The sequence below is a fragment of the Falsiroseomonas sp. genome, from assembly GCF_041690465.1.
Taxonomy (GTDB): Bacteria; Pseudomonadota; Alphaproteobacteria; order Acetobacterales; family Acetobacteraceae; genus Falsiroseomonas.
In genome coordinates this window covers 1-18,843 of the sequence record NZ_JAWLHG010000052.1, presented here as the reverse complement: position 1 = coordinate 18,843, position 18,843 = coordinate 1, and the positions used below count along the sequence as shown (strand labels likewise).

Annotated in this window: 16 protein-coding genes; 9 read left to right on the top strand and 7 right to left on the bottom strand. The window is 69.9% G+C overall.

What is annotated here, in order from left to right:
* Positions 1–24: 24 nt before the first annotated feature.
* The gene (locus ACESM1_RS27015; RefSeq protein ID WP_372624333.1) at positions 25–969 is read left to right on the top strand and encodes a LysR substrate-binding domain-containing protein; all 945 of its coding nucleotides are present in this window, start codon (positions 25–27) and stop codon (positions 967–969) included.
* 204 nt (positions 970–1,173) lie between these two features.
* Here the strand turns inward: ACESM1_RS27015 and ACESM1_RS27010 are convergent, their stop codons facing one another.
* Positions 1,174–1,845 (bottom strand): hypothetical protein, encoded by a 672-nt coding sequence (locus ACESM1_RS27010; protein ID WP_372624332.1) that lies wholly within the window; start codon positions 1,843–1,845, stop codon positions 1,174–1,176.
* Positions 1,846–1,989: 144 nt separating this feature from the next.
* Between ACESM1_RS27010 and ACESM1_RS27005 the strand changes: the two genes are divergently transcribed.
* From ACESM1_RS27005 to ACESM1_RS26995, 3 genes are all read left to right on the top strand, one after another.
* Positions 1,990–2,853, top strand: coding sequence for a peptidoglycan-binding protein (locus tag ACESM1_RS27005; protein WP_372624331.1), 864 nt, complete (start codon positions 1,990–1,992; stop codon positions 2,851–2,853).
* 943 nt (positions 2,854–3,796) lie between these two features.
* Entirely contained in the window at positions 3,797–4,186 is a 390-nt protein-coding gene (locus ACESM1_RS27000) for a DUF3489 domain-containing protein (protein ID WP_372624330.1), read from the top strand.
* A complete protein-coding gene (locus ACESM1_RS26995; protein WP_372624329.1) occupies positions 4,176–4,919 on the top strand; it encodes a recombinase family protein in 744 nt (247 codons plus the stop codon). The genes ACESM1_RS27000 and ACESM1_RS26995 overlap by 11 nt, the downstream gene beginning before the upstream one ends.
* Before the next feature lie 60 nt (positions 4,920–4,979).
* On the opposite strand, the gene ACESM1_RS26990 is transcribed toward ACESM1_RS26995, so the two are convergent.
* The 6 genes from ACESM1_RS26990 to ACESM1_RS26965 form a co-directional block, all read right to left on the bottom strand.
* Entirely contained in the window at positions 4,980–6,596 is a 1,617-nt protein-coding gene (locus ACESM1_RS26990; RefSeq protein ID WP_372624328.1) for a fatty acyl-CoA synthetase, read from the bottom strand.
* Positions 6,597–6,889: 293 nt separating this feature from the next.
* Entirely contained in the window at positions 6,890–7,285 is a 396-nt protein-coding gene (locus ACESM1_RS26985; RefSeq protein ID WP_372624327.1) for a hypothetical protein, read from the bottom strand.
* Positions 7,272–8,552 (bottom strand): site-specific DNA-methyltransferase, encoded by a 1,281-nt coding sequence (locus ACESM1_RS26980; protein ID WP_372624326.1) that lies wholly within the window; start codon positions 8,550–8,552, stop codon positions 7,272–7,274. The genes ACESM1_RS26985 and ACESM1_RS26980 overlap by 14 nt, the downstream gene beginning before the upstream one ends.
* Entirely contained in the window at positions 8,549–8,941 is a 393-nt protein-coding gene (locus ACESM1_RS26975) for a hypothetical protein (protein ID WP_372624325.1), read from the bottom strand. The genes ACESM1_RS26980 and ACESM1_RS26975 overlap by 4 nt, the downstream gene beginning before the upstream one ends.
* Before the next feature lie 477 nt (positions 8,942–9,418).
* Positions 9,419–12,028 (bottom strand): DUF3987 domain-containing protein, encoded by a 2,610-nt coding sequence (locus ACESM1_RS26970; protein WP_372624324.1) that lies wholly within the window; start codon positions 12,026–12,028, stop codon positions 9,419–9,421.
* 347 nt (positions 12,029–12,375) lie between these two features.
* Entirely contained in the window at positions 12,376–13,188 is an 813-nt protein-coding gene (locus ACESM1_RS26965) for a hypothetical protein (RefSeq protein ID WP_372624323.1), read from the bottom strand.
* A 256-nt stretch (positions 13,189–13,444) separates the two neighbouring features.
* Between ACESM1_RS26965 and ACESM1_RS26960 the strand changes: the two genes are divergently transcribed.
* The 5 genes from ACESM1_RS26960 to ACESM1_RS26940 all read left to right on the top strand — a co-directional run bounded on the left by ACESM1_RS26960 (position 13,445) and on the right by ACESM1_RS26940 (position 18,495).
* Complete coding sequence (locus tag ACESM1_RS26960; RefSeq protein WP_372624322.1) at positions 13,445–13,945, top strand: DUF2924 domain-containing protein; 501 nt, start codon at positions 13,445–13,447, stop codon at positions 13,943–13,945.
* On the top strand, positions 13,942–15,294 hold the full coding sequence (locus ACESM1_RS26955) for a recombinase family protein (protein WP_372624321.1): 1,353 nt from the start codon (positions 13,942–13,944) through the stop codon (positions 15,292–15,294). The genes ACESM1_RS26960 and ACESM1_RS26955 overlap by 4 nt, the downstream gene beginning before the upstream one ends.
* Positions 15,291–15,722 (top strand): hypothetical protein, encoded by a 432-nt coding sequence (locus tag ACESM1_RS26950; RefSeq protein ID WP_372624320.1) that lies wholly within the window; start codon positions 15,291–15,293, stop codon positions 15,720–15,722. Before ACESM1_RS26955 ends, ACESM1_RS26950 begins: the two co-directional genes overlap by 4 nt.
* Positions 15,723–15,876: 154 nt before the next feature.
* Positions 15,877–18,000 carry a multicopper oxidase family protein gene (locus ACESM1_RS26945; RefSeq protein WP_372624319.1) on the top strand — a complete coding sequence of 708 codons (2,124 nt, stop codon included), beginning with the start codon at positions 15,877–15,879 and terminating at the stop codon, positions 17,998–18,000.
* Positions 18,001–18,105: 105 nt separating this feature from the next.
* Positions 18,106–18,495, top strand: a complete 390-nt coding sequence (locus ACESM1_RS26940) for a hypothetical protein (protein WP_372624341.1) — start codon at positions 18,106–18,108, stop codon at positions 18,493–18,495.
* The last annotated feature ends 348 nt before the right edge of the window (positions 18,496–18,843 follow it).

Sequence of the window (18,843 nt, the reverse complement as noted above, 5' to 3'; positions counted from 1 at the left end):
AGGCGAAAGCGATATGCTGCCCGTATGGCACTGGACCTCCGGCAGCTCCGCTACTTCGTCGCCGTCGCCGAAGAGGGGCACGTCACGCGCGCCGCCGAGCGGCTTGGGATGCAGCAGCCGCCGCTCAGCCAGCAGATCAAGGCGTTGGAAGGCCAGCTCGGGCTGCAGCTCTTCCGTCGGCGGCCGCGCGGGGTGGAACTGACGGAGAGTGGCCAGGTCCTGTTCGAGGAGGCTCGCGCGATCCTCGCCCGGCTGGAACAGGCCGAGCGCGCCACTCAGAGCACGGCCCGTGGCGAGCAAGGCAAGTTGCGCATTGGCGTCGCGCCGACCGCGCCGTTTCACCCTTTCGTGCCCGCGGTCATCCGGGCGTTCCGCGAGGCCTACCCAGACGTCTCGGTGACGCTCGACGAGTGCCTCAGCCGCCAGGCGGTCCAGGGTCTGACGGAAGCGCGGCTTGACGCCGCCTTCGTGCGAGCGGAGTTGCCGGACGCGCGCGAGCTGACGATCTACCGCCTCATCGAGGAGCCCATGGTGATCGCACTGCCGGCAACTCACCCTCTCGCCTCGGGGCCAGGGCTGACGCAGCGCCCGCTTCGCGACTTTGCCGGGGAGTCCTTCATCGCCTTTGCGCGGGTGGAGGGCCCGGGCATGTTCGACGCGACGATGGCGGCCTGCCTACGGGCCGGGTTCACGCCGCGGCTGGGGCAGGAAGCGCCCCGCATCACCTCCACGCTGGGACTGGTCGCGGTCGGACTCGGCGTCGCGCTCGTCCCCGCGTCGATGCGCCGGGTCCACATGGACGGTGTCGCCTACTGCGATCTCGTGGCCGTGGAGCGTCCGACAGTACCGCTTCACCTCGCAGCCCGTCGCGGCGCTGGCTCGGCGGTGCTGCGTAACTTCGTTGCCCTCGTACGCCGAACGGCGGGCGCCGCCGTTGTTGGACCTCCGCCGACGGCACCAGGCCCGTGACGCTGCCCCTGAGTTGGTTTGACGCCCGTTCAGGGTCGAACCTAGAAGCTTCTCACCATTCTGAGGGATCCTCGCGGCTCGCCACGCCCGGCAGGTGCTAGATCAGGGGCCCGGCGACTCGCCAGATGATTGGCTCTGACGGATGGGCACAGCGCCGGGTCGGACTTGGCGTCCAGCGCCCGGTGTCGGCGCTTCACACAGCGGCTACCGCGTCACCCCGAGCGTCGAATCGGTCGGCGGCAGCCCGAGCATCGCGTCCACGCGATCGACCACCGCCGGGGTGACCGGCCTGTTCGCCGCTGCCTCCAGCTCCACCGCGCGCGCCTGCGCGATCGCCTGGTCACGCAGCCCGATCTCCACCGGGGTCGTCGCCGGCAGGGAGAGCGCGGCGAGCATTGCCTGCTCATAGGCCGCGATCATGCCCACGCGCGAGTTCGGCGCCGCATTGGCCTGCGCGGTCGCGGAGGCGCGGGCGGCGTTGAGCCCGCCGAGCGCGCTCGACAGCGCACCGCGATTGGCCGCGCGCCCGGCATCGTCGTCGACGCCGCCGCGCCCGAAGGCATGGCCCCGCGCGTCGTCGCCGCGCCCGAAGGCATTGCCGCGCCCATTGCCCGGCGTGCCATCGGCTGTGGCGCCGTGGCCATGCCCGTTGCCCTGACCGTTCCCCTGGTCGCCGGCATGCCCGCCGCCGTTCTCGCCGCCGTTGCCCTGCCCGCCGCCATTCCCGCCACCACCACCGCCCCCGCCGTCCTTGGCGAAGGCCACCTGCTGGTCACCCGTCCAGGGCCCCGAGACCGGCATCGCGGCCAGGGCCGTGCCGCCGAGCAGCAGCAGCGACAGCCGCGCGACGGATGCAAGACGGGCGGTGTTCGCCATGTGGACTCTCCTCAGGACAGCGGCCGTGCCCACGACCATGCCAGCCTGTTAATGATCTGTCGCGGCAAAATTGTGGACGACCCGCAACGGCCCGGCTGGTCCGGCTGTGGACGGCAGCACCTGAACGCGCTCAACCTGCGGTGCATGCGAATCGCCGTCCTGCTTCCGCTTGCACTTCTCACCGCGCTGCCCGGTTGCGCCATGCTGCAGCCCGCCACCGAGGTCCCGACCGTCGCCGAGCCCGCCGGGCCGGCCAGCCGCGCGCGCGCCGCGGCGCTGCTCCGCGAAGGGCTTCGCGCGCAGAACCCGCCGCGCGGCGGCACCCCCGATCCCGAGCGCGCCGCAGCGCTGATCGAGGAGGCAGCGATGCTCGGCAATCCCGACGCGCAGCTCCTCGTCGCCGCCGGCCACCTGCTGCGCGGCGATGGCAGCCGGGATGCCCGCGCCGCAATTCCGTGGCTCCTGCGCGCTGCCCAGCAGGGCCAGCCCGAGGCTCAGCTCCGCCTCGCCCGCCTGATCGAGGGGGGCGATGGCACCGAGCGCGAGCCCGCCTGGGCCGCGCTATGGTTCAATCGCGCCGCCGAGCGTGGCGTCCCCCAGGCCCAGTACGCCTTCGCCCTCATGCAGGTCGCCGGCGCCGGCACCGCACCCGACCAGGCCGAGGCGCTCGCGCGCCTCACTCTTGCCGAGCAGGCCGGCGTCGCGGCCGCGCGCCGCTACCGCCAGGCCCTTGAGCCCCGGGTGCCTGCCACCGAGGCCGCCGTCGCCTTGGCCCGCGTCCGCGACGAGACGACGCGCGGCCCGGTCACCACACCGGACCGCCCGCTGGTGCGCTTCGCACAATCGGCGCTTTCGGTGCTCGGCGCCGAGGTGGAGGTAGACGGCCGCGACGGCCCCGCCACACGCGCCGCTCTCACCGCCTTCGCCCGACGCGAAGGGCTCGGCGTCTCGCGGCCCTACGACCCCGCCGTGATTGATCGTCTGCGCGATCGCCTGCCGCGGCGGTAGATTGGGTGGCGCAGCCTGGGCGGCCTCATCGGATCGGGCGCTGCCTTTCTGGCCTCTGGTTGCGGACGAACTTCCCAGAGATCGTGCTGGTCGGTCAGGCGGGGACAGCGAGCACCCTCAAATGGGCCCCGCGTCGCTGCCAACGCACGGCAGCACGCGGCCCGGCGCCGCGCCTTGGCAAAGATATCCGGGCTGCCGCGAATGCCGAAGTCGCGTAGAGGATCGCACTATCTGCTTGGCTGTTCCCGGGCACAGAGCGAAGCGTGTCCTCGTGCCGGCGGTGGTCCTGGCGCGGCCCTGACAGGCATTGGCCTGCAGGGCTCGGGCTGGTAGCAACCCGGCTGGTCGGGTGCTGGACCGGAGCCCCCGACGATGAAGCTCACCGACACGCAGCAGCAGATCCTGACCGCCGCCGCGCAGCACCCCGAGCACCTGGCGATCCCGCCCGGGCGGCTGCCGGCTGGCGCGCGGCAGAAGGTGGCGCAGGCGCTGCTGAGGAATGACCTGGTGATCGCGGTGCAGCGCCCCGCCTACGACACGATCGCCCTCTGGCCGGTGGGCGGCGACGCGGTGCTGCTGAAGATCACGGACGAGGGCCTGCGCGCCATTGGTGTCGAGCCGCGGCACGATTCCGAGAGCGCGGTCGCCGAAGCCGAACTCCGCGGGCTGAGCTGCAAGGGGTGTGAGGCCGAACAGGAGCCTGTGCAGCAGGCGCTCGATGCCGGCATTGACCTGACCGCGCCGGACGCGCTGGAGCAGGCGCAGGCGGCTGGCGTGGTGGAGCCGGCGGCCGAGGCCGACATGCCCGCAGGAGGCCCCACAGAGTCCACTGGGGGCGGTCAGCTCTGCGCCGGCACTTCGGCTGGCCGGAACGGCGCCCAAGCCGCTGGCGGCCCCTCCAGAGTCACGCACGCGCCCGTCCGCTACACAGCCGCGACGTGCCGTGCTTGCCGCTGGCCAGGCGGTGCTCCTCGCCTGGGACGACGAGGCGGGCCAGCGCGCCGGACTGCCGGACGCGGTCGCCGCCCTGCGCGCCGCACTTGCCGGCAAGCCGGCCCGCACGCCGCGCGACCCAAGCACGCCGAGCAAGCCGCGCGAGGGCACCAAGCAGCAGCAGGTGCTCGCCCTGCTGCGCCGGCCGGAGGGCGCTACCATCGCCCAGATCGTCGAGATCACCGGCTGGCAGCAGCACACGGTGCGCGGCTTCTTCGCCGGGCTGAAGAAGCGCCAAGGCATTGCCGTCAAGGTCGCCGAGCGCATCCGCCAGGTCGGGCCCGGCAAGAATGGCGCGAGGGGCTCATACTCGATCTACCGGATCGCCGATGCCGGCTGAGCGCCAAGGCAAGGCGGTCCCGCGCTACGCGGTCGGGCTGTATCGGGTCTCGACCGCCGAGCAGGGGCAGAGCGGCCTCGGGCTGGAGGCACAGCAGGCGGCGGTGCGCGCCTTCTGCGCCGCCCAGTGCTGGGTGCTGGTGGCCGAGCACTCCGACATCGCCAGCGGCAAGGACGACCGGCGGCCGGGCTTCCAGGCGGCGCTGGTGCGCTGCCGGCAACTCGGCGCGGTGCTGGTAGCGGCGCGGCTGGATCGGATCACCCGGCGGGCGCACACGCTGTCGCAGCTGCTGGAGGACGGGATCTCGATCCGGGCGGCGGACATGCCGGGGGCCGATGACCTGATGATGCGGGTCTATGCGGCGATGGCGCAGAAGGAGCGGGAGCTGATCTCGGAGCGCACCCGGGCGGCGCTGACGGCCGCGAAGGCGCGCGGGCGGGCCCTGGGCGGCGACCGCGGGTATCGGCCGGCAGCGGGCCCGGACGGGGCGGCTGCCGCCCAGGCCCGGCGTGCGGCGGCGGAGCGGGCGGCGCATCGGCTGGTGCTGGAGGTCGAAGCGCTGAGGGCAGCGGGCATGCATGGGCTTCGTGAGATCGCCATGGCGCTGAACGGGCGCGGCGTGCCGACGCCGGCAGGGCGCGGTACCTGGACGCACACGACAGTGGCGCGGGTTCTGGCGCGCACTGCCTGTCAAGAGCTCGCAGGGCGGGGCGCGCCGCAGAACGCGGCGTAGCGCCGCGTGAGTCCCATGGACGAGCAGGGGATGAGTGGTGCGCCCCTGCCGCGAGGCGGCTCAGGCGTGGCCGAACGCAGCGTCGCCCGTTCCAGCGAAGCGCGCGCGCAGCTCGCGCTTGAGCAGCTTGCCCGCAGTGTTGCGCGGCAGGGCGTCCACCAGGATCACCCGCTTTGGCACTTTGAAGGGCGCGAGCCGCGTTCGGGCGTGCGCGACGAGCTCCCGCTCGGCCTCCTCTGGCGGCATGCCCGCAGCTTCCACTCGGAGGACCACCACGGCCGCGACCGCCTCGATCCAACGCGGGTCGGGCACTGCAATAACCGCGACCTCCGCCACCGCCGGATGGGTAAACAGCGCCTCCTCAACCTCGCGGCTGGCGACCAGGGTGCCGCCGGTGTTGATCAGGTCCTTGGTGCGGTCGACGATGGTGAGGTAGCCGTCCGCGTCGGCCGTGGCAACGTCGCCGGAATGGAACCAACCGCCTTCGAAGGCGCGCGACGTCTCCTCGGGCATGTCCCAGTAGCCCACCAGGAGCTGCGGCGAGCGGTGCACGATCTCGCCGCGCTCGCCAGGAGCCACGTCGCGCATCTCGGGGTCCACGAGCCGTGTCTCGACGTTCAGCACGGGTCGACCCACCGACCCCGGGCGTGCATCGTGTTCCTCTGGTCTCAGCACGGTCGCGAGCGGCGCGATCTCGCTCTGGCCGTAGCAATTGAACGGCCGCACACCAGGCAGGCGTTCGCGGAGCTCGCTCAGCACCGGTACCGGCATGATCGACGCGCCGTAATAGATCTTGTGCAGCAAGCCGAGATCGCGACGGTCGAATTCGGGGTGGCGGAGCAGGCCGATCCAGACCGTCGGCGGCGCGAAATAGGAAGTCACGCGGTGCCGCTCGATCAGCTCGAGGACACGCGCGGGCTCCGGCGCCTCGATGAGCATCGTCCATGCGCCGACGAGGAGTGCCGGCATCATGAAGACGTGCATTTGTGCGGAGTGGTAGAGGGGCAGACTGCCGAGCACGCGGTCGGCGCCGTTCGGCTCCAGTTCGGCAATGCAGCTCATGTATTGGGCGACCAGCGCTCGGTGCGTCATCATCGCGCCCTTTGGCGCGCCGGTGGTGCCTGAGGTGTAGAGCAACTGCGCGACGTCGTCCTCGCGTACCAACTCGCCCGGTGGAGTGTCACCGCGCTGCCCCCAGCGCGGATCGAGCGCCGCCGACACCACGTCCAGCTCCTCGCCGCCTTCGAAGGTGCCAGCCACGGCGATGCCAAGCCGCTCACGCACCTGATCGGCGACAGCGCGCAGCACCGGCTGGGTCAGCAGCGCGGACGCGCCGGACTGCCGGGCGATGTACTCCAGTTCCACCGGCGTCAGCGCATAGTTCGCAGGGACGTGGACGAGTCCGGCTCGAACGCAGCCGAGCCAGGCAAGCAAGTAGCCGTCTGAGTTGCGGCCGTAGGCGAGGACCCGGTCGCCCTCCTTCAGTCCGGCGGCGAGCAGGAGACGCGCGATGCGATCAGCTGCGAGGTCGAGCGCGGCGAAGCTCCAGGTCCGGTCGCCGAACAGGAGAGCCTCGCGGCTCCCGAAGCGCGCTGCGGCACGCCGCAGCGCGTCCCCAATGGTGTCGCGCCTGACACGGGCGACCGCCTCGGGCGCGACCAAGCCTGAAGGAGCCATGCTTCCTCTCCTCGAACCGCCACGAGCGAGGCGCCCGGACGCCGGTGCGCCTGCACGAGAGGCTAAGCGGGTATCCGGCACGGAGTCACGGGGAACACGAGGGCAGACACTCCGATGCGCCAGGCCCGAACGGCCAGGGTTCCCAGCGCCTGTTCATCTGCGCCCACAGGTTCTGGGGATACTTGGCCGAGCGACCAGCTCCCGGCAGCCTTCCACTGAGGAATCGAGCACAGCCTGCGCGGTGGTTCACCACCGAGCAACGGTCGTTGGTCGGTGTTGAACATGCTGGGCTGTCAGGCGTCGTCGTCCTCGTCGTAGTGCCGGCCGCTGGTGGCGATCCGCGCCAGCTGGTCGTCCGTGAGATCATCCGCACGCGGCACGCCGCTGATCACCGTGAAGCCACCAGCCAGGCCGTGCTCCACCCGCTGCTTCTCGCTCCAGCCCGCCCGCGCCTTCATCCAGAAGATCGCCGCCGCGACGTTGTTGCCCTCGGTGGCCATCCGGAACAGCGACTGCGCCACCTTCGTCGTCGCCTCGGTCGAACCGCGGTCCAGCTCGGCGCGGAAGTACTTGCGCAGCGTCTTCGCGTCGATGTCGAGGAAGGTGGCGATCTCCTCCTGCGGCATCCCGAAGCCGGCCATGGCCCGGACCGTCCGCCGCTGGTCGGCGGTCGCCTCAAACGCCGGCACGGCTGGCCTCCTGTGCCCTCTGTGTCGCCGCCTCGGCCCTGCTCCAGCCCGTGCCGGCCAGCACCGCCGTCTCGCCGGTGAACGCCTCCCAGCGCAGGACAGCCACGTCCACATAGGCCGGCGACAGCTCCACCGCATGGCAGGCCCGACCTGACATCTCGGCGGCGATCAGCGTGGTCCCTGACCCGGAGAAGGGCTCATAGACTGCCTGGCCGGGGCTGGAGTTGTTCTCGATCGGCCGGCGCATGCACGCGACCGGCTTCTGCGTGCCGTGCACTGTGTCGGCGTCCTGGTCGCGGCTCGGGATGGCCCACAGGGTCGTCTGCTTGCGGTCGCCCGCCCAGTGGCCCTTGGCGCCGTCCCTGACGGCATACCAGCAGGGCTCGTGCTGCCAGTGGTAGTGCCCGCGCCCGAGCACGAGGCGCTCCTTCGCCCAGATGATCTGCGCGCGGATGTCGAAGCCGCAGGCGGTGAGGCTCTCGGCCACCGTGGTGGCGTGCAGCGCGCCGTGCCAGACGTAGGCCACGTCGCCCGGGAACAGTGCCCACGCCTCGCGCCAGTCGGCCCGGTGGTCGTTCAACACGCGGCCGGTGCGCTTGGTGCCGATGCCGGCCAGCAGCGCGTTGCGCCAGCTCGGGTCGTAGTCCACGCCGTAAGGCGGGTCGGTGACCATCAGGTGCGGCCGCACGCCGCCGAGCGCCGCCTCGACCACCGCCGGATCGGTGCAGTCGCCGCAGACGATCCGATGCCGCCGCAGGATCCAGACATCACCCGAACGGGTGATGGGTGTTTCCGGTATGTCCGGCACCTGGTCGGGGTCGGTCAGGCCCTCGGTGGCGTCGATCAGCAGCCGGCCGATCTCGTCGAGGTCGAACCCGGTGAGACCGAGGTCGAACCCCTCGTCGCGGAGATCGCCGAGTTCGAGGCGCAGCATGTCCTCGTCCCAGCCGGCCGACAGCGCCAGGCGATTGTCGGCGAGCACGTAGGCGCGGCGCTGGGCGGGCGTGAGGTGGGCGAGTTCGATGGTCGGCACCTCGGCCAGCCCGAGCTTGCGCGCCGCCATCAGCCTACCGTGACCGGCGATCACCCCGCGCGCGCCGTCGGTCAGGATCGGATTGGTGAAGCCGAACTCGCGGATACTCGCTGCGATCTGCGCCACCTGCGCGTCGGAGTGGGTGCGGGCGTTGCGGGCATAGGGCACCAGGTCGGCGACCCGCATCTGCTTGTAGGGTGGAAACAACGCCGTGGTCTCGGGAGCGTCGGTCATTCGGCCTTCCCCTCGATCTGCCGCACCGCCGCGGCCTCCTCCGGGTTGGAGAACCTGCGAATGACCACGATCTGCTGCGGCAGCGGCGCATCGTCCTTGCCGGTGACCTCGACCTGCTGCTTCTCGCGCCAGCCGGCACGCGCCTTCAGCCAGAAGATGGTGGCTGCGATGTTCCCGGGCGTGGTGGCCTGCTGGTAGAGCGTCTGCGCCACACGGGCATTCGCCTCGATGGTGGCGGTGTCGAGCTCGTGGCGGAACCACTTGCGCAGCATCGGCGGGCTGCACTTCACGACGAGGGCGATGTCGTCCTGCGGCACGCCATAGCCGGCCATCGCCTTGACCATGCGGCGCTGCTCGTCGGTCGGCGTGAACGGCCTGCGGCCTGTCATCCTGCGCTCCGGCGACAGCAGGAATACCCTGCTGCGTACAGCGATTCTATCAGATCGGGAATCATCGGATCAACGCGACGTTCCTGCGATGCACTACGCGCGGCTGCGATGCAGGCCAGTGGCGCACCTTTTTTGTAGGCGGGAAGCAAGTGTCACCGGCATGACGCGCTCGAGCTGATCGTTCGCTTCGCACTGACCGGCTGCCGGGCGCGATGTTGTCAATGTTGCTCGCGCGCGCGGGGCGAAGAAGAAGGCGACAGAAGAAGGAGAGGGACAGAATGCCGGAATGTCTCACGCGCGCGAGCAACATTGACAACATTCGGCGCCGGCGTGCGGCCAGCGGACGACGCGGGAAGCACCAGATGCCCGAGATCCGCGGAATTCCGCCATTCTTTGCAGCGCCACAAAGCCCGCTAGGCGCCCCGGGGTCCGAGCAGCTGCGGCCATACGGCGCGAGAGCTGTCAACATTGACAACATCATGCCGCCGCCGCCTTCCGCCGCCTCAGCTTCTCGCCCATCTCCTCCTGGGCCGCGGCACGAGCCGCTCGCTCGGCTTCGGCGCGAGCAGCAAACTTCGTGTAGATGGTCGGGTTCACCAGCCAGGCTGATGGTGAGCGCGCCGGGTTGGCCTGTGACTCAAGCTGCAGCCACCCCATCGCCACGAGGCTATCCACGACCTGGAGAAGCTCCTGTCGTTGCTCCGGCGCCCGCAGCGGGCGATACGCCTGGACGAGATCGCGGAGCGCCACGCGTTCCATCTGCTTCGACAGTATGAAGCCGGCGATCCAACGCGCATGCCCGGTCTGCGCGGTGGCAAACATCACCGCCTCCGCCCGCAGCAGATGGGGCAACAGGACATCCCTCAGTAGGGCAGCAACGCGCGCCGCCGTGCGCCCTGAGACCGTGTCGGAGGGCAATCGTGCTGCACCTTCCCCGCGCTCGGGATCGGTGTGCTCGATGAGATGGAACAGAAGGCAGAGCCGGGCGAACAGCCCGCGCCATTTGCCGAGCGCTGCCTTCAGACGCGCCGAGGCGTCCGGCAGGGCCGACACCGCCGAGGTGAGCTGGTCGATCGCCTCCCGGTGTGCGTGGGCATCCTCCTCCAGCACCAGCGTCACCGGCGCTTCCTCGGCCTCGGCGCTGGGGGCCATGCTCCACTGCGCAGCCTTCGGTGTCAGTCTGGCCAGGGCCGTGACCAGGCTCTCATAGCGGGAGATCGCCTGCCGATCGGGCGCGCGGTCGAGACCTTCCTCCTGGCGTGCCGGCACGCAGTAGAGGAAGCGCTGCAACAGCCCGTCGTCAGCCGCCTCACGGGCGATGCGCTGGATCGGCTCGGGCTGGATGCCGCCGAGGACACAGGCCGACCAGCTCGGCACCGCGAAGCTGCCCCGGCCGACCCGATCCACGACATACCGGCCACCATTGTAGAGCCGGAGGTAGGCGCCGCGGTCGCCACCGCCTTTGCCGCCGCTGCGGTAGCGGTCGAACCCGGCGATCCACTCGCTCATCTCGTCCTGCCGCACCAGGACGCGCCCGGTCGGCACTAGGTGGTGCGCCTGATCATCGTCCCGGAGCACCTCGGACAGCGCCTCGACGGTCGTCCCCTCGACCAGGTAACGATGACAGCGGGGCTGGGGCCCCAAGGAGGCCGGATCGCCACCCTCGTCCTTCAGGACCTTGAGCTTGGCCTTGTGCTGCGCCGTCGCCTCCGCATGGTGCTTGCGCGCTTCCATCTCGAGCCGCTCGACCGGGCGGGTGCAGGCGGCGATGACGGGCGACTTGAGGATGGACGGGTCGCCGACGATGGCACCCCAGATCCGTGCGGCTTCGGTCCAGGTCTCGTCATGGCGCTTCGGCTGAATGCGCCAGCGCTCGTGGGTGACGCTGGCGCAGGTCACGAGGGCGCTCAGGGCGACGGCTGTCGCGTCGACACCCATACGCGCCGCGGTGTCGAAGACGAACGGCACAAGGGCCTCGGGCAGGTGCCCTGGCCGCAATGCCGGGGCGCCGGTCATCAGGTCGTCGGCGAGGAAGTCGACCGGATCAGGCCAGCCGCTCGCCGCCGCCTTCGCCTCACCAAGTTCCAGGCGCGCCGTGCTGACGGCCCGGGGAATGTCCTGATAGCGGGACACCCACCGGCCGGCGTGCATCACCCCGTCCTTCAGGTCGCGGCGCTCCTCCGGCACGGCTTCCATGAAGCCGCGCAGCGTCAGCACGACCTGCGCGTCCGCCATGCCGCCCTTGAGGTAGCGCATCGCCAGGGCCGTGATCGGGGCATGATAGTCGGCGCCGGTCAGGATGGCCGCGATCAGCTGGTCCGTCGAGCGCGTTTCACCCGTGCTCCCCGAGGATCCCGCCTTGCTGCCCGCGGACTGCTTGCCGCCGCTCTCCGGGTTTGCAGCATGCCAGGCTTCCTGCAGGCGGTCGTAGGCGTCCTGCAGGTCGATCTCGGCTTCTGACGCCGCTTCGATCCTCGCCAGGCGCGGCGCCCGCTTCCGGTGCCACGATCCAGGCCAGCGCATCGGGTGCACCGTCGGCTTGCTCGTCGGATCGGCGCCGACGAGCTCCATCGCCAGGCTGCGGCAGGTCTTCAGCAGTTCGTGGCCTGCTTTGTCACGGGTCGGCTCGGTCAGACGCCAATGTAGGTGCAGCTTCGGCTCGAGCTCGCCAGTCTCCGGGTTGAGCCACTCGCCGCCGCTGGCGACCGCGATCGTCGCCGGGCCGAGCAGCCCCTCCAGCTTGCTGCGGGCGGCTGACGGTGCCTGGTCGCACTCGACGCTGAGCGCCAGGCCGTTCTGCAGGTCGGCCTCCGCCGCGCTGCGGTCGTTGGCGAAGGTCGCAATCGGCGGCGCGAAGACGACGGGCCGGTGGAACCTGGCAGCACGGGTCGCAAGGTCGGAAGCGGCATCGGCCAGGGCGCCGAGGTCGCCGGCGAGACAGAAGGGCTCGATCGCGAACACTTTCTGCTCATCGTCGTAGAAGGCCCGCATCGAGACGAAGCCGCCATCATCGGCGTAGCGGAACAGCGCCGAGACGAAGCGGGCGATCTGCTCGTGGTCGGCCTGCAGCGGCGCGGAGGCGTTCATCGCGGCACGGCTCAGGCGCCGCGGAGGCCGGCGGCCTCGAACCGCTCAACCTCCTCGACCGGGTAGAGCACCCTGCCGCCCACGCGCAGGTAACGCGGCCCGCGGCGCATCTGGCGCCACTTCTCCAGCGTGCGCCCGCTGAGGCGCCATCGCTCAGCGAGCTCAAGCTGGGTCAGGTGCGCGCGGTCAGGCGCCCGCGTCCTCGTCGCCGAACTCGTGGATCCGTAGCGCATCGCCGCACCCCGAAGCAGGTCGTCGGGGCACAGCAGGGCATCGGATTGGGCCGGCGATCCAAAGCAGATTTCCGACGATCCACCCGGCTTGGGTCATCGGATGTCTGCTTTGGATCATCCCTTCGGCCGCACGTAAAACCGACTGAGCTTCTTCTCGATTGTGGAGGCCTTCGTGGTGTCGTGCGACAGGAGCTTAGACGCAATCCATTCGGCGAGAGCGTGCGCCTCGGCCCCCCAGGTCGGGCGCTGTTCGCCGCGCTCTACGCGATGCAGAAGCTTGCGCTTGATAACCGGGAGCAAGCTTATCTTGCCTGGCGGGATCAGCTTGGCGTCTGGCCCCTCAACGACGCGCCGCGCGTGATCCTCGAGCAAGAGCAGCACCTCCTGGTCCGACAGCGCGCGGATGTTCCCGGGCGTGATCGGGTCGGGCAGCCTGTGCCCTCTCACCAGACTTGGGGCGTCCGTCCTCGTGATGAGGGATGGACACTCGGTGCTCAGCTGCAGGGCGACATAGACCATGGCGCCTACGCTGACGGAACCCCGCTCCACGTCGAAAACCATATCCGCGGCCCACACGCCGGGAATGGGCTCGCGCTCGGTCCGCCGCTCGGGCCACATCTGAACGCCGGTCAGGTGCAGTGCACCAGTCTCCAGGCACTGGCTCAGCGAGCGCAGGATCCGGGTGTACGTCTCCGCGTACCGAAGCCGCCACTCCTCGTCTTCGTTCAAGGTGACCGACGGGCGCATCGCAGGATCGTACGGCGCACCCGAGATCCGCACCCTTTGCAGTCGGCGCAGGTCGTCGTCGGAGACCCTCTTCTCAAGGAACCGGAGGGCGGCCCGGGTCTGCTGGTCAGCGACATGCCACAGCGCCTGCACCAGCGTCATGCTCGGCGCCGTGACCGACTCGGTGGTCTTTGTTTCCATGCTCCCGAAGCTAGGGCAGCAAGCTGGCGCTGCGCTACGGCGATTGTCGGACCTGCCAGATGAGGCCGGAGCCCCCGCTCCTTCACCTCCCGCCCCACCTCCGCGAGGTCTGCGACCTGCTGGCCCGGGGCTTGCTGCGGCTTCGTAGCCGCACTGCCGAGGAGTTCGCCCGCGACGCCGCCGACCAGGGAGAGGGGTCGCTACACTTCCCGGCCCCCCAGCGCCGTCATGCGAACCGGACGACCCGGAGAGACGCATGACCAGGAAGACGAAGACCCAGACCGCGCCGACCTACACCGCCCCGGCGATTCCGCCCGCCGACGTGCTCGGCCGGCTCGCCGCCCTGAAGACCGCCGCCACGCCCGCGCTGCGCGAGCAGTGGCGCGCGCTCTTCGGCACCGAGCCACCACCCTACAACCGGCGCTTCCTGGAAAGCCGCCTAGCCTATCGGATCCAGGAACTGGCGTATGGCGGCTTGAAGCCAGAGACCGTCCAGCGTCTCGAAGCCCTGGGCGAGCAGTTCGACGGCGGCAACATCACCGTCAGGCGCATGCGCGGCGACGACAAGCCGATCGCCGGCACGCAGCTGATCCGGGCATACCAGGGCGTGGAGCACGTCGTGACCGTCACGCGCGACGGCTACGACTACCAGGGCCGCCCCTACCAGTCGCTGTCCGCCATCGCCCGCGCCATCACCGGCACGCGCTGGAACGGGCGCGTGTTCTTCGGGCTGCGCCCGAGCCGGAGTGCCGCATGAAGCGCGACGCGAGGCCGGCCGGCGCGATGCCGGCGACCGTCCGGAAGCTGCGCTGCGCGGTCTACACCCGGAAGTCGAGCGAGGAAGGACTCGACCAGGAGTTCAACTCCCTCGACGCGCAGCGGGAGGCGTGCGAGTCTTTCATCGCTAGCCAGCGCGCAGAAGGCTGGGTGCTGGTGCGGGACCGCTACGACGATGGCGGCATCTCCGGCGGGACGCTGGAGCGCCCCGCCCTGAAACGCCTGGTCGCCGACATCCAGGAGGGCCTGGTCGACGTCGTAGTCGTCTACAAGATCGACCGCCTCAGCCGAGCGCTCACGGACTTCAGCAAGCTCGTCGAAGTGTTCGACGCAAACAACGTGACGTTCGTGAGCGTGACTCAGTCCTTCAACACCACGACGTCGATGGGCAGGCTGACGTTGAACATCTTGCTGTCCTTTGCTCAGTTCGAGCGCGAGGTCATCGGCGAGCGCATCCGGGACAAGGTAGCGGCGTCGCGCAAGCGCGGCATGTGGATGGGCGGCTATGTTCCACTCGGCTACGACGTGCGCGAGCGGAAGCTGGTGGTGAGCGAGACCGATGCGGCGCTGGTGCAACGGATCTTTACCGGCTTCGTCGAGACGGAGTCCTGCACCAAGCTGGTTCAGACGCTGCGTGCCGAGGGCGCCACCACGAAGCGGGGCCGGACGCTGACGAAGAGCGACGTGTATCGCATCCTCAGCAACCGCGTGTATCTCGGCGAGGCGGTGCACAAGGGCACGGCCTATCCGGGCGAGCACGACGCGATCGTCAGCCAGTCGCGGTGGGACGCGGTGCACGCCGTCCTGCAGGTCAGCCCGCGGGTGCGGGTCAACCGCACCCGGTGCGAGACGCCGGCGTTGCTGCGGGGCCTGATCTTCGGCAGTGACGGCCGCGCGATGTCGCCGACGCACGCCCGAGGGCGGCGAGGCCAGATCTACCGCTACTACGTCAGCCAGTCTGTGCTGAAGGGCGGGGCGGCGGACGGGCCGGCGGTGTCGCGGGTGCCGGCGGGCCAGATCGAAGCGGCCGTGATGGCGCAGGTCCGCGCGCTGCTGCGGCAGCCCGAGGTCGTGGTGGGCACCTGGCGCGCGGCTCAGGGCGCGGCGCCGAACGTGACGGAGGCCGAGGTCCGGACCACGCTGGAGCAGATGGACCCGCTCTGGGACGAGATGTTCCCGGCCGAGCAGGCGCGAATCGTCCGGCTGCTGGTGGATCGGGTGGATGTGGGCGCTGACGGCGCCGATGTCCGCCTTCGGCTCGACGGGCTGGCCAGCCTGGCGCGGGATCTTGCTGCCCGGCCGGCCGACTCGGTACGGGCGGCGGCATGAGCGCCAGCACCAACACGCTGACGGTGCAGATCCCGCTGGCCGTCCGACGGCGCGGCGGCGCCCGGAAGATGCTGGTCACCCCGGGCGTCCTGCCGTTGCCGGCGCAGGTCGACATCACCCTGGTGAAGGCGCTGGCGCGGGCTTTCCGGTGGCGGCGGATGATGGAGGCGGGGCGGTTCGCGACGGTGAAGGAGTTGGCCGCGGCCGAGAAGATCAACTCGTCCTACGTGTCGCGCGTGCTGCGGCTCACTCTGCTGGCGCCGGACATCGTGGAGGCCATCCTGGATGGTCGGCAGCCGGAGGGGATGACGCTGCCGAGGCTGATGCAGCCGTTTCCTGTGGAGTGGGAGCGGCAGCGTCAAAGACCCGAGCGCCGCACCATTTTCCGAGGACTCCAGGCTGATCAGGCCATGCAGCGGGCATCGTGACGGCGCCGGCGCGGGAGACGTTCGCAAGAATTTTCGCTTCCAGAGCGATCGTTACCACAAATTGATTTCGATCAAGACTCGGCAGGCAGCATCGTGTGTCACTTTTAAAGCGTCGCCGCCTAATTGGGCCGGAGCCCACCGAGAGGAGACAGCCATGGCAAGGCAGTCCAAGAGGTCCGCCGAACCCGATCATGCGAACAGTGGCGACGAGGACGCGGCGCTGCTCACGCACATGCGCCTGAACACGCCGGCGCCGCGGACTGCCGAGCCCGAGGCTGGCCGCGCAGCGATGCCCGCCGCGACGCCCTATGTGGCGGAGGCCGCGATGTCCCACGCCGCGGCCCTACTGCTCGTGGCGGAGGCGGCGATGCAAGACCAGGCGTACGAGAACGAGCAGGAGCACGAGCACGGAGAGATGGAGCCGATGCCCGTCGTACTGCGCGATGTCAGCATGGGCGACCTGTTTCAGGCCGCCCTGCCGCTGCCGCCGGTGATCGACGCCACCGGCGGCGGCACGCTAGTGCTGCAGATCCGTCAGACCGAGCAATGGCTCGGCCTGACCGATGGCGACGGCAACAGGCTGATGACCACCGTCTGGGGCTATGGCCAGGGGAACAATCCCACCTTTCCCGGCCCGACCATCATCGCGCAGGAAGGCGTGCCGCTGCGCGTACACTGGCAAAACAAGCTGCCGATGGGCGATCACCTGCTGCCAGTGGACACGAGCATCCACCACGCCATGGGAATGCTTCCCGGCAGCATCCCCACCGTGACGCATCTGCATGGCGGGCACACGAGCTCTGAGAGCGATGGCATCCCGGAAGCCTGGTTCACCCAGAACCACCGCGAGACCGGGCCGGACTATGGCGGGCGGATCACTACCTACGACAACGATCAGGACGCCGCTGTCATCTGGTACCATGACCACGCGCTCGGCATCACGCGGCAGAACGTCTATGCAGGGCTCGCCGGCTTCTACGTGCTGGAGGACGAGACCGAGCAGGCCCTGGTGGAGAACGGCTACCTGCCCGGGCGCGCGTTTCAGCTCGGCATGGCGGTCCAGGACCGCGCCTTCACCGCGGACGGCCAGCTCTACCTGCCCGGCGCCAGCCCGGACGATCCGCTGCCCGGCACGGAGGAGACCGTCGCCGACCTGCTGCCCGAGGACTATGTCGAGCGCGGCGGCACCTTCCCCACCGCCGTGCCGGAATTCTTCGGCGACCACATCCTGGTTAACGGCATGATCTGGCCGTATCTCGAGGTGGATCCCGGCGCTTGGCGCTTCCAGCTGCTCAACGGCTCCGACAGCCGCTTCTACGTGCTGGAGTTCGACAATCCCCATGTCGCCGCCAAGCTCGTCGGCGTGGATGGCGGGCTGCTGCGGCACGCCGTCACCATCATGGATGGCGACGGTACGCAGGAAGCGGGCGAGCGGATCACCATGGCGCCTGGCGACCGCGTGGACATCGTGGTGGACTTCTCGGACGCCGCGCTGCTCGGCCAATCCGTCCGGCTGCTGAACCACGGCCCGGCCTTCGAGCCGTTCAAGGGCTTCGCCGCGGATGGCAGCCTGGCCGGCGGGGCGGAGGCGGCGACGCCAGACATCCCTGTCGGCAACATCATGCAGTTCCGCATCGGTGCCGAGGATCTGCTGGCCAACACCGCCGGCGTGATGGCGGATGCCGCCAACGCCACGCAGATGGTCTCCGACGCCGAATGGGCGGCCAAGGACCTGCTCGGCGCCACGCCCGACCGCGTCCGCCAACTCGGCCTGTTCGAGGGCGAGGACGAGTTCGGCCGCATACTGCCCTCGCTCGGGCTGGTCGAGGACGTGCCCGACGTCAACGGCGACATCCAGGGTTTCGGCGCGCTCGGCTACCACGCCCCGGTGACGGAGATCATCGAGCTCGGCGATGTGGAGGTCTGGCGCATCCACAACCTCAGCGAGGATGCGCATCCGCTGCACCTGCATCTCGTGCAGTTCCAGGTGGCGGGGCGGCAGACCTTCACCTTCGCGGATGCGGACGAGGACGGCGTGCCCGACGACGTCAGCGGCGATGGTATGGTGGACGAGCAGGACCTGACCTATGCACCGGGCCGCGCACTGCTGCCGGAGGAGACCGGCTTCCAGGACACGGTCTGGATCGCGCCGGGCGAGGTTATGGAGGTGATCGCCCGGTTCGATCGTCCGGGCGAGTATGTCTGGCACTGCCACATCCTCTCCCACGAGGACCACGACATGATGCGGCCCTTCCTGGTGGTGGACGCGGTGATCTAGCGCGGACTTCTCACGCACCGATATCCGCCTCCGGCTCGACGGGCTGGCCAGCCTTGTGCGGGACCTCGGCGCTCGGCCGGCCGCGTCGGAGAGGGCGGCGGCGTGATGGACGGCACGAACACGCTGACGGTCCGGATCCCGCTCGCCGTCCGGCGCCGCGGCGGCGCACGCAAGATGCTGGTCCCCTCCGGCGTCCTTCCGATGCCGGCGCGGGTCGACATCACCCTGGTGAAGGCGTTGGCGCGGGCCTTCCGGTGGCGGCGGATGCTTGAGACCGGCCGCTACGCCACGGTGAAGGACCTGGCCGCGGCAGAGAAGATCAACCCGTCCTACGTCAGCCGCGTGCTGCGGCTGACGTTGCTGGCGCCGGACATCGTCGAGGCGATCCTGGACGGGTGGCAGCCGGTGGGAATGACGCTGCCGGGGCTGATGGGGTCATTTCCAGTGGATTGGGAGAGGCAGTGCGTCGAGCTTGGAGTTCCGGCGCACTCCTGAGCCAAAGGCACCCGGCCGGCCGGCTCCTCTCGCGATCAGTGCCTGCTCGGGTGTAAGTTGGCGGTGAGGCGAGCCTACGCCAATGGATGACGCGGCAGCTTACAACCGCTTGCGCAAACGTCGGAGAATTGGAGTGACCGAGACGCATAAGGATTCGGCCGAAGTCGTGCGATTCCGGGCACTTTTTGCTCAGCTACGGGACTGGAGCGATGACACGCCCGAGCAACTCGCTAGCGCAGCCTCCAGAGACTCTAGGTCCTGTGGACATTCACCTGAGCCAGAGGATGGTGGCTGCGATGGTGATGATGGCGAGGTAATTTCTCGCGGTCTTCTCGTAGCGAGTTGCGA

Excerpts from the sequence above, each read along its gene's own strand:
- ACESM1_RS27015 (WP_372624333.1), top strand. The coding sequence starts at position 25 with ATGGCACTGGACCTCCGGCAGCTCCGCTACTTCGTCGCCGTCGCCGAA.
- ACESM1_RS27010 (WP_372624332.1), bottom strand. The coding sequence starts at position 1,845 with ATGGCGAACACCGCCCGTCTTGCATCCGTCGCGCGGCTGTCGCTGCTG.
- ACESM1_RS27005 (WP_372624331.1), top strand. The coding sequence starts at position 1,990 with ATGCGAATCGCCGTCCTGCTTCCGCTTGCACTTCTCACCGCGCTGCCC.
- ACESM1_RS26995 (WP_372624329.1), top strand. The coding sequence starts at position 4,176 with ATGCCGGCTGAGCGCCAAGGCAAGGCGGTCCCGCGCTACGCGGTCGGG.
- ACESM1_RS26990 (WP_372624328.1), bottom strand. The coding sequence starts at position 6,596 with ATGGCTCCTTCAGGCTTGGTCGCGCCCGAGGCGGTCGCCCGTGTCAGG.
- ACESM1_RS26980 (WP_372624326.1), bottom strand. The coding sequence starts at position 8,552 with ATGACCGACGCTCCCGAGACCACGGCGTTGTTTCCACCCTACAAGCAG.
- ACESM1_RS26975 (WP_372624325.1), bottom strand. The coding sequence starts at position 8,941 with ATGACAGGCCGCAGGCCGTTCACGCCGACCGACGAGCAGCGCCGCATG.
- ACESM1_RS26970 (WP_372624324.1), bottom strand. The coding sequence starts at position 12,028 with ATGAACGCCTCCGCGCCGCTGCAGGCCGACCACGAGCAGATCGCCCGC.
- ACESM1_RS26965 (WP_372624323.1), bottom strand. The coding sequence starts at position 13,188 with ATGGAAACAAAGACCACCGAGTCGGTCACGGCGCCGAGCATGACGCTG.
- ACESM1_RS26960 (WP_372624322.1), top strand. The coding sequence starts at position 13,445 with ATGACCAGGAAGACGAAGACCCAGACCGCGCCGACCTACACCGCCCCG.
- ACESM1_RS26955 (WP_372624321.1), top strand. The coding sequence starts at position 13,942 with ATGAAGCGCGACGCGAGGCCGGCCGGCGCGATGCCGGCGACCGTCCGG.
- ACESM1_RS26950 (WP_372624320.1), top strand. The coding sequence starts at position 15,291 with ATGAGCGCCAGCACCAACACGCTGACGGTGCAGATCCCGCTGGCCGTC.
- ACESM1_RS26945 (WP_372624319.1), top strand. The coding sequence starts at position 15,877 with ATGGCAAGGCAGTCCAAGAGGTCCGCCGAACCCGATCATGCGAACAGT.
- ACESM1_RS26940 (WP_372624341.1), top strand. The coding sequence starts at position 18,106 with ATGGACGGCACGAACACGCTGACGGTCCGGATCCCGCTCGCCGTCCGG.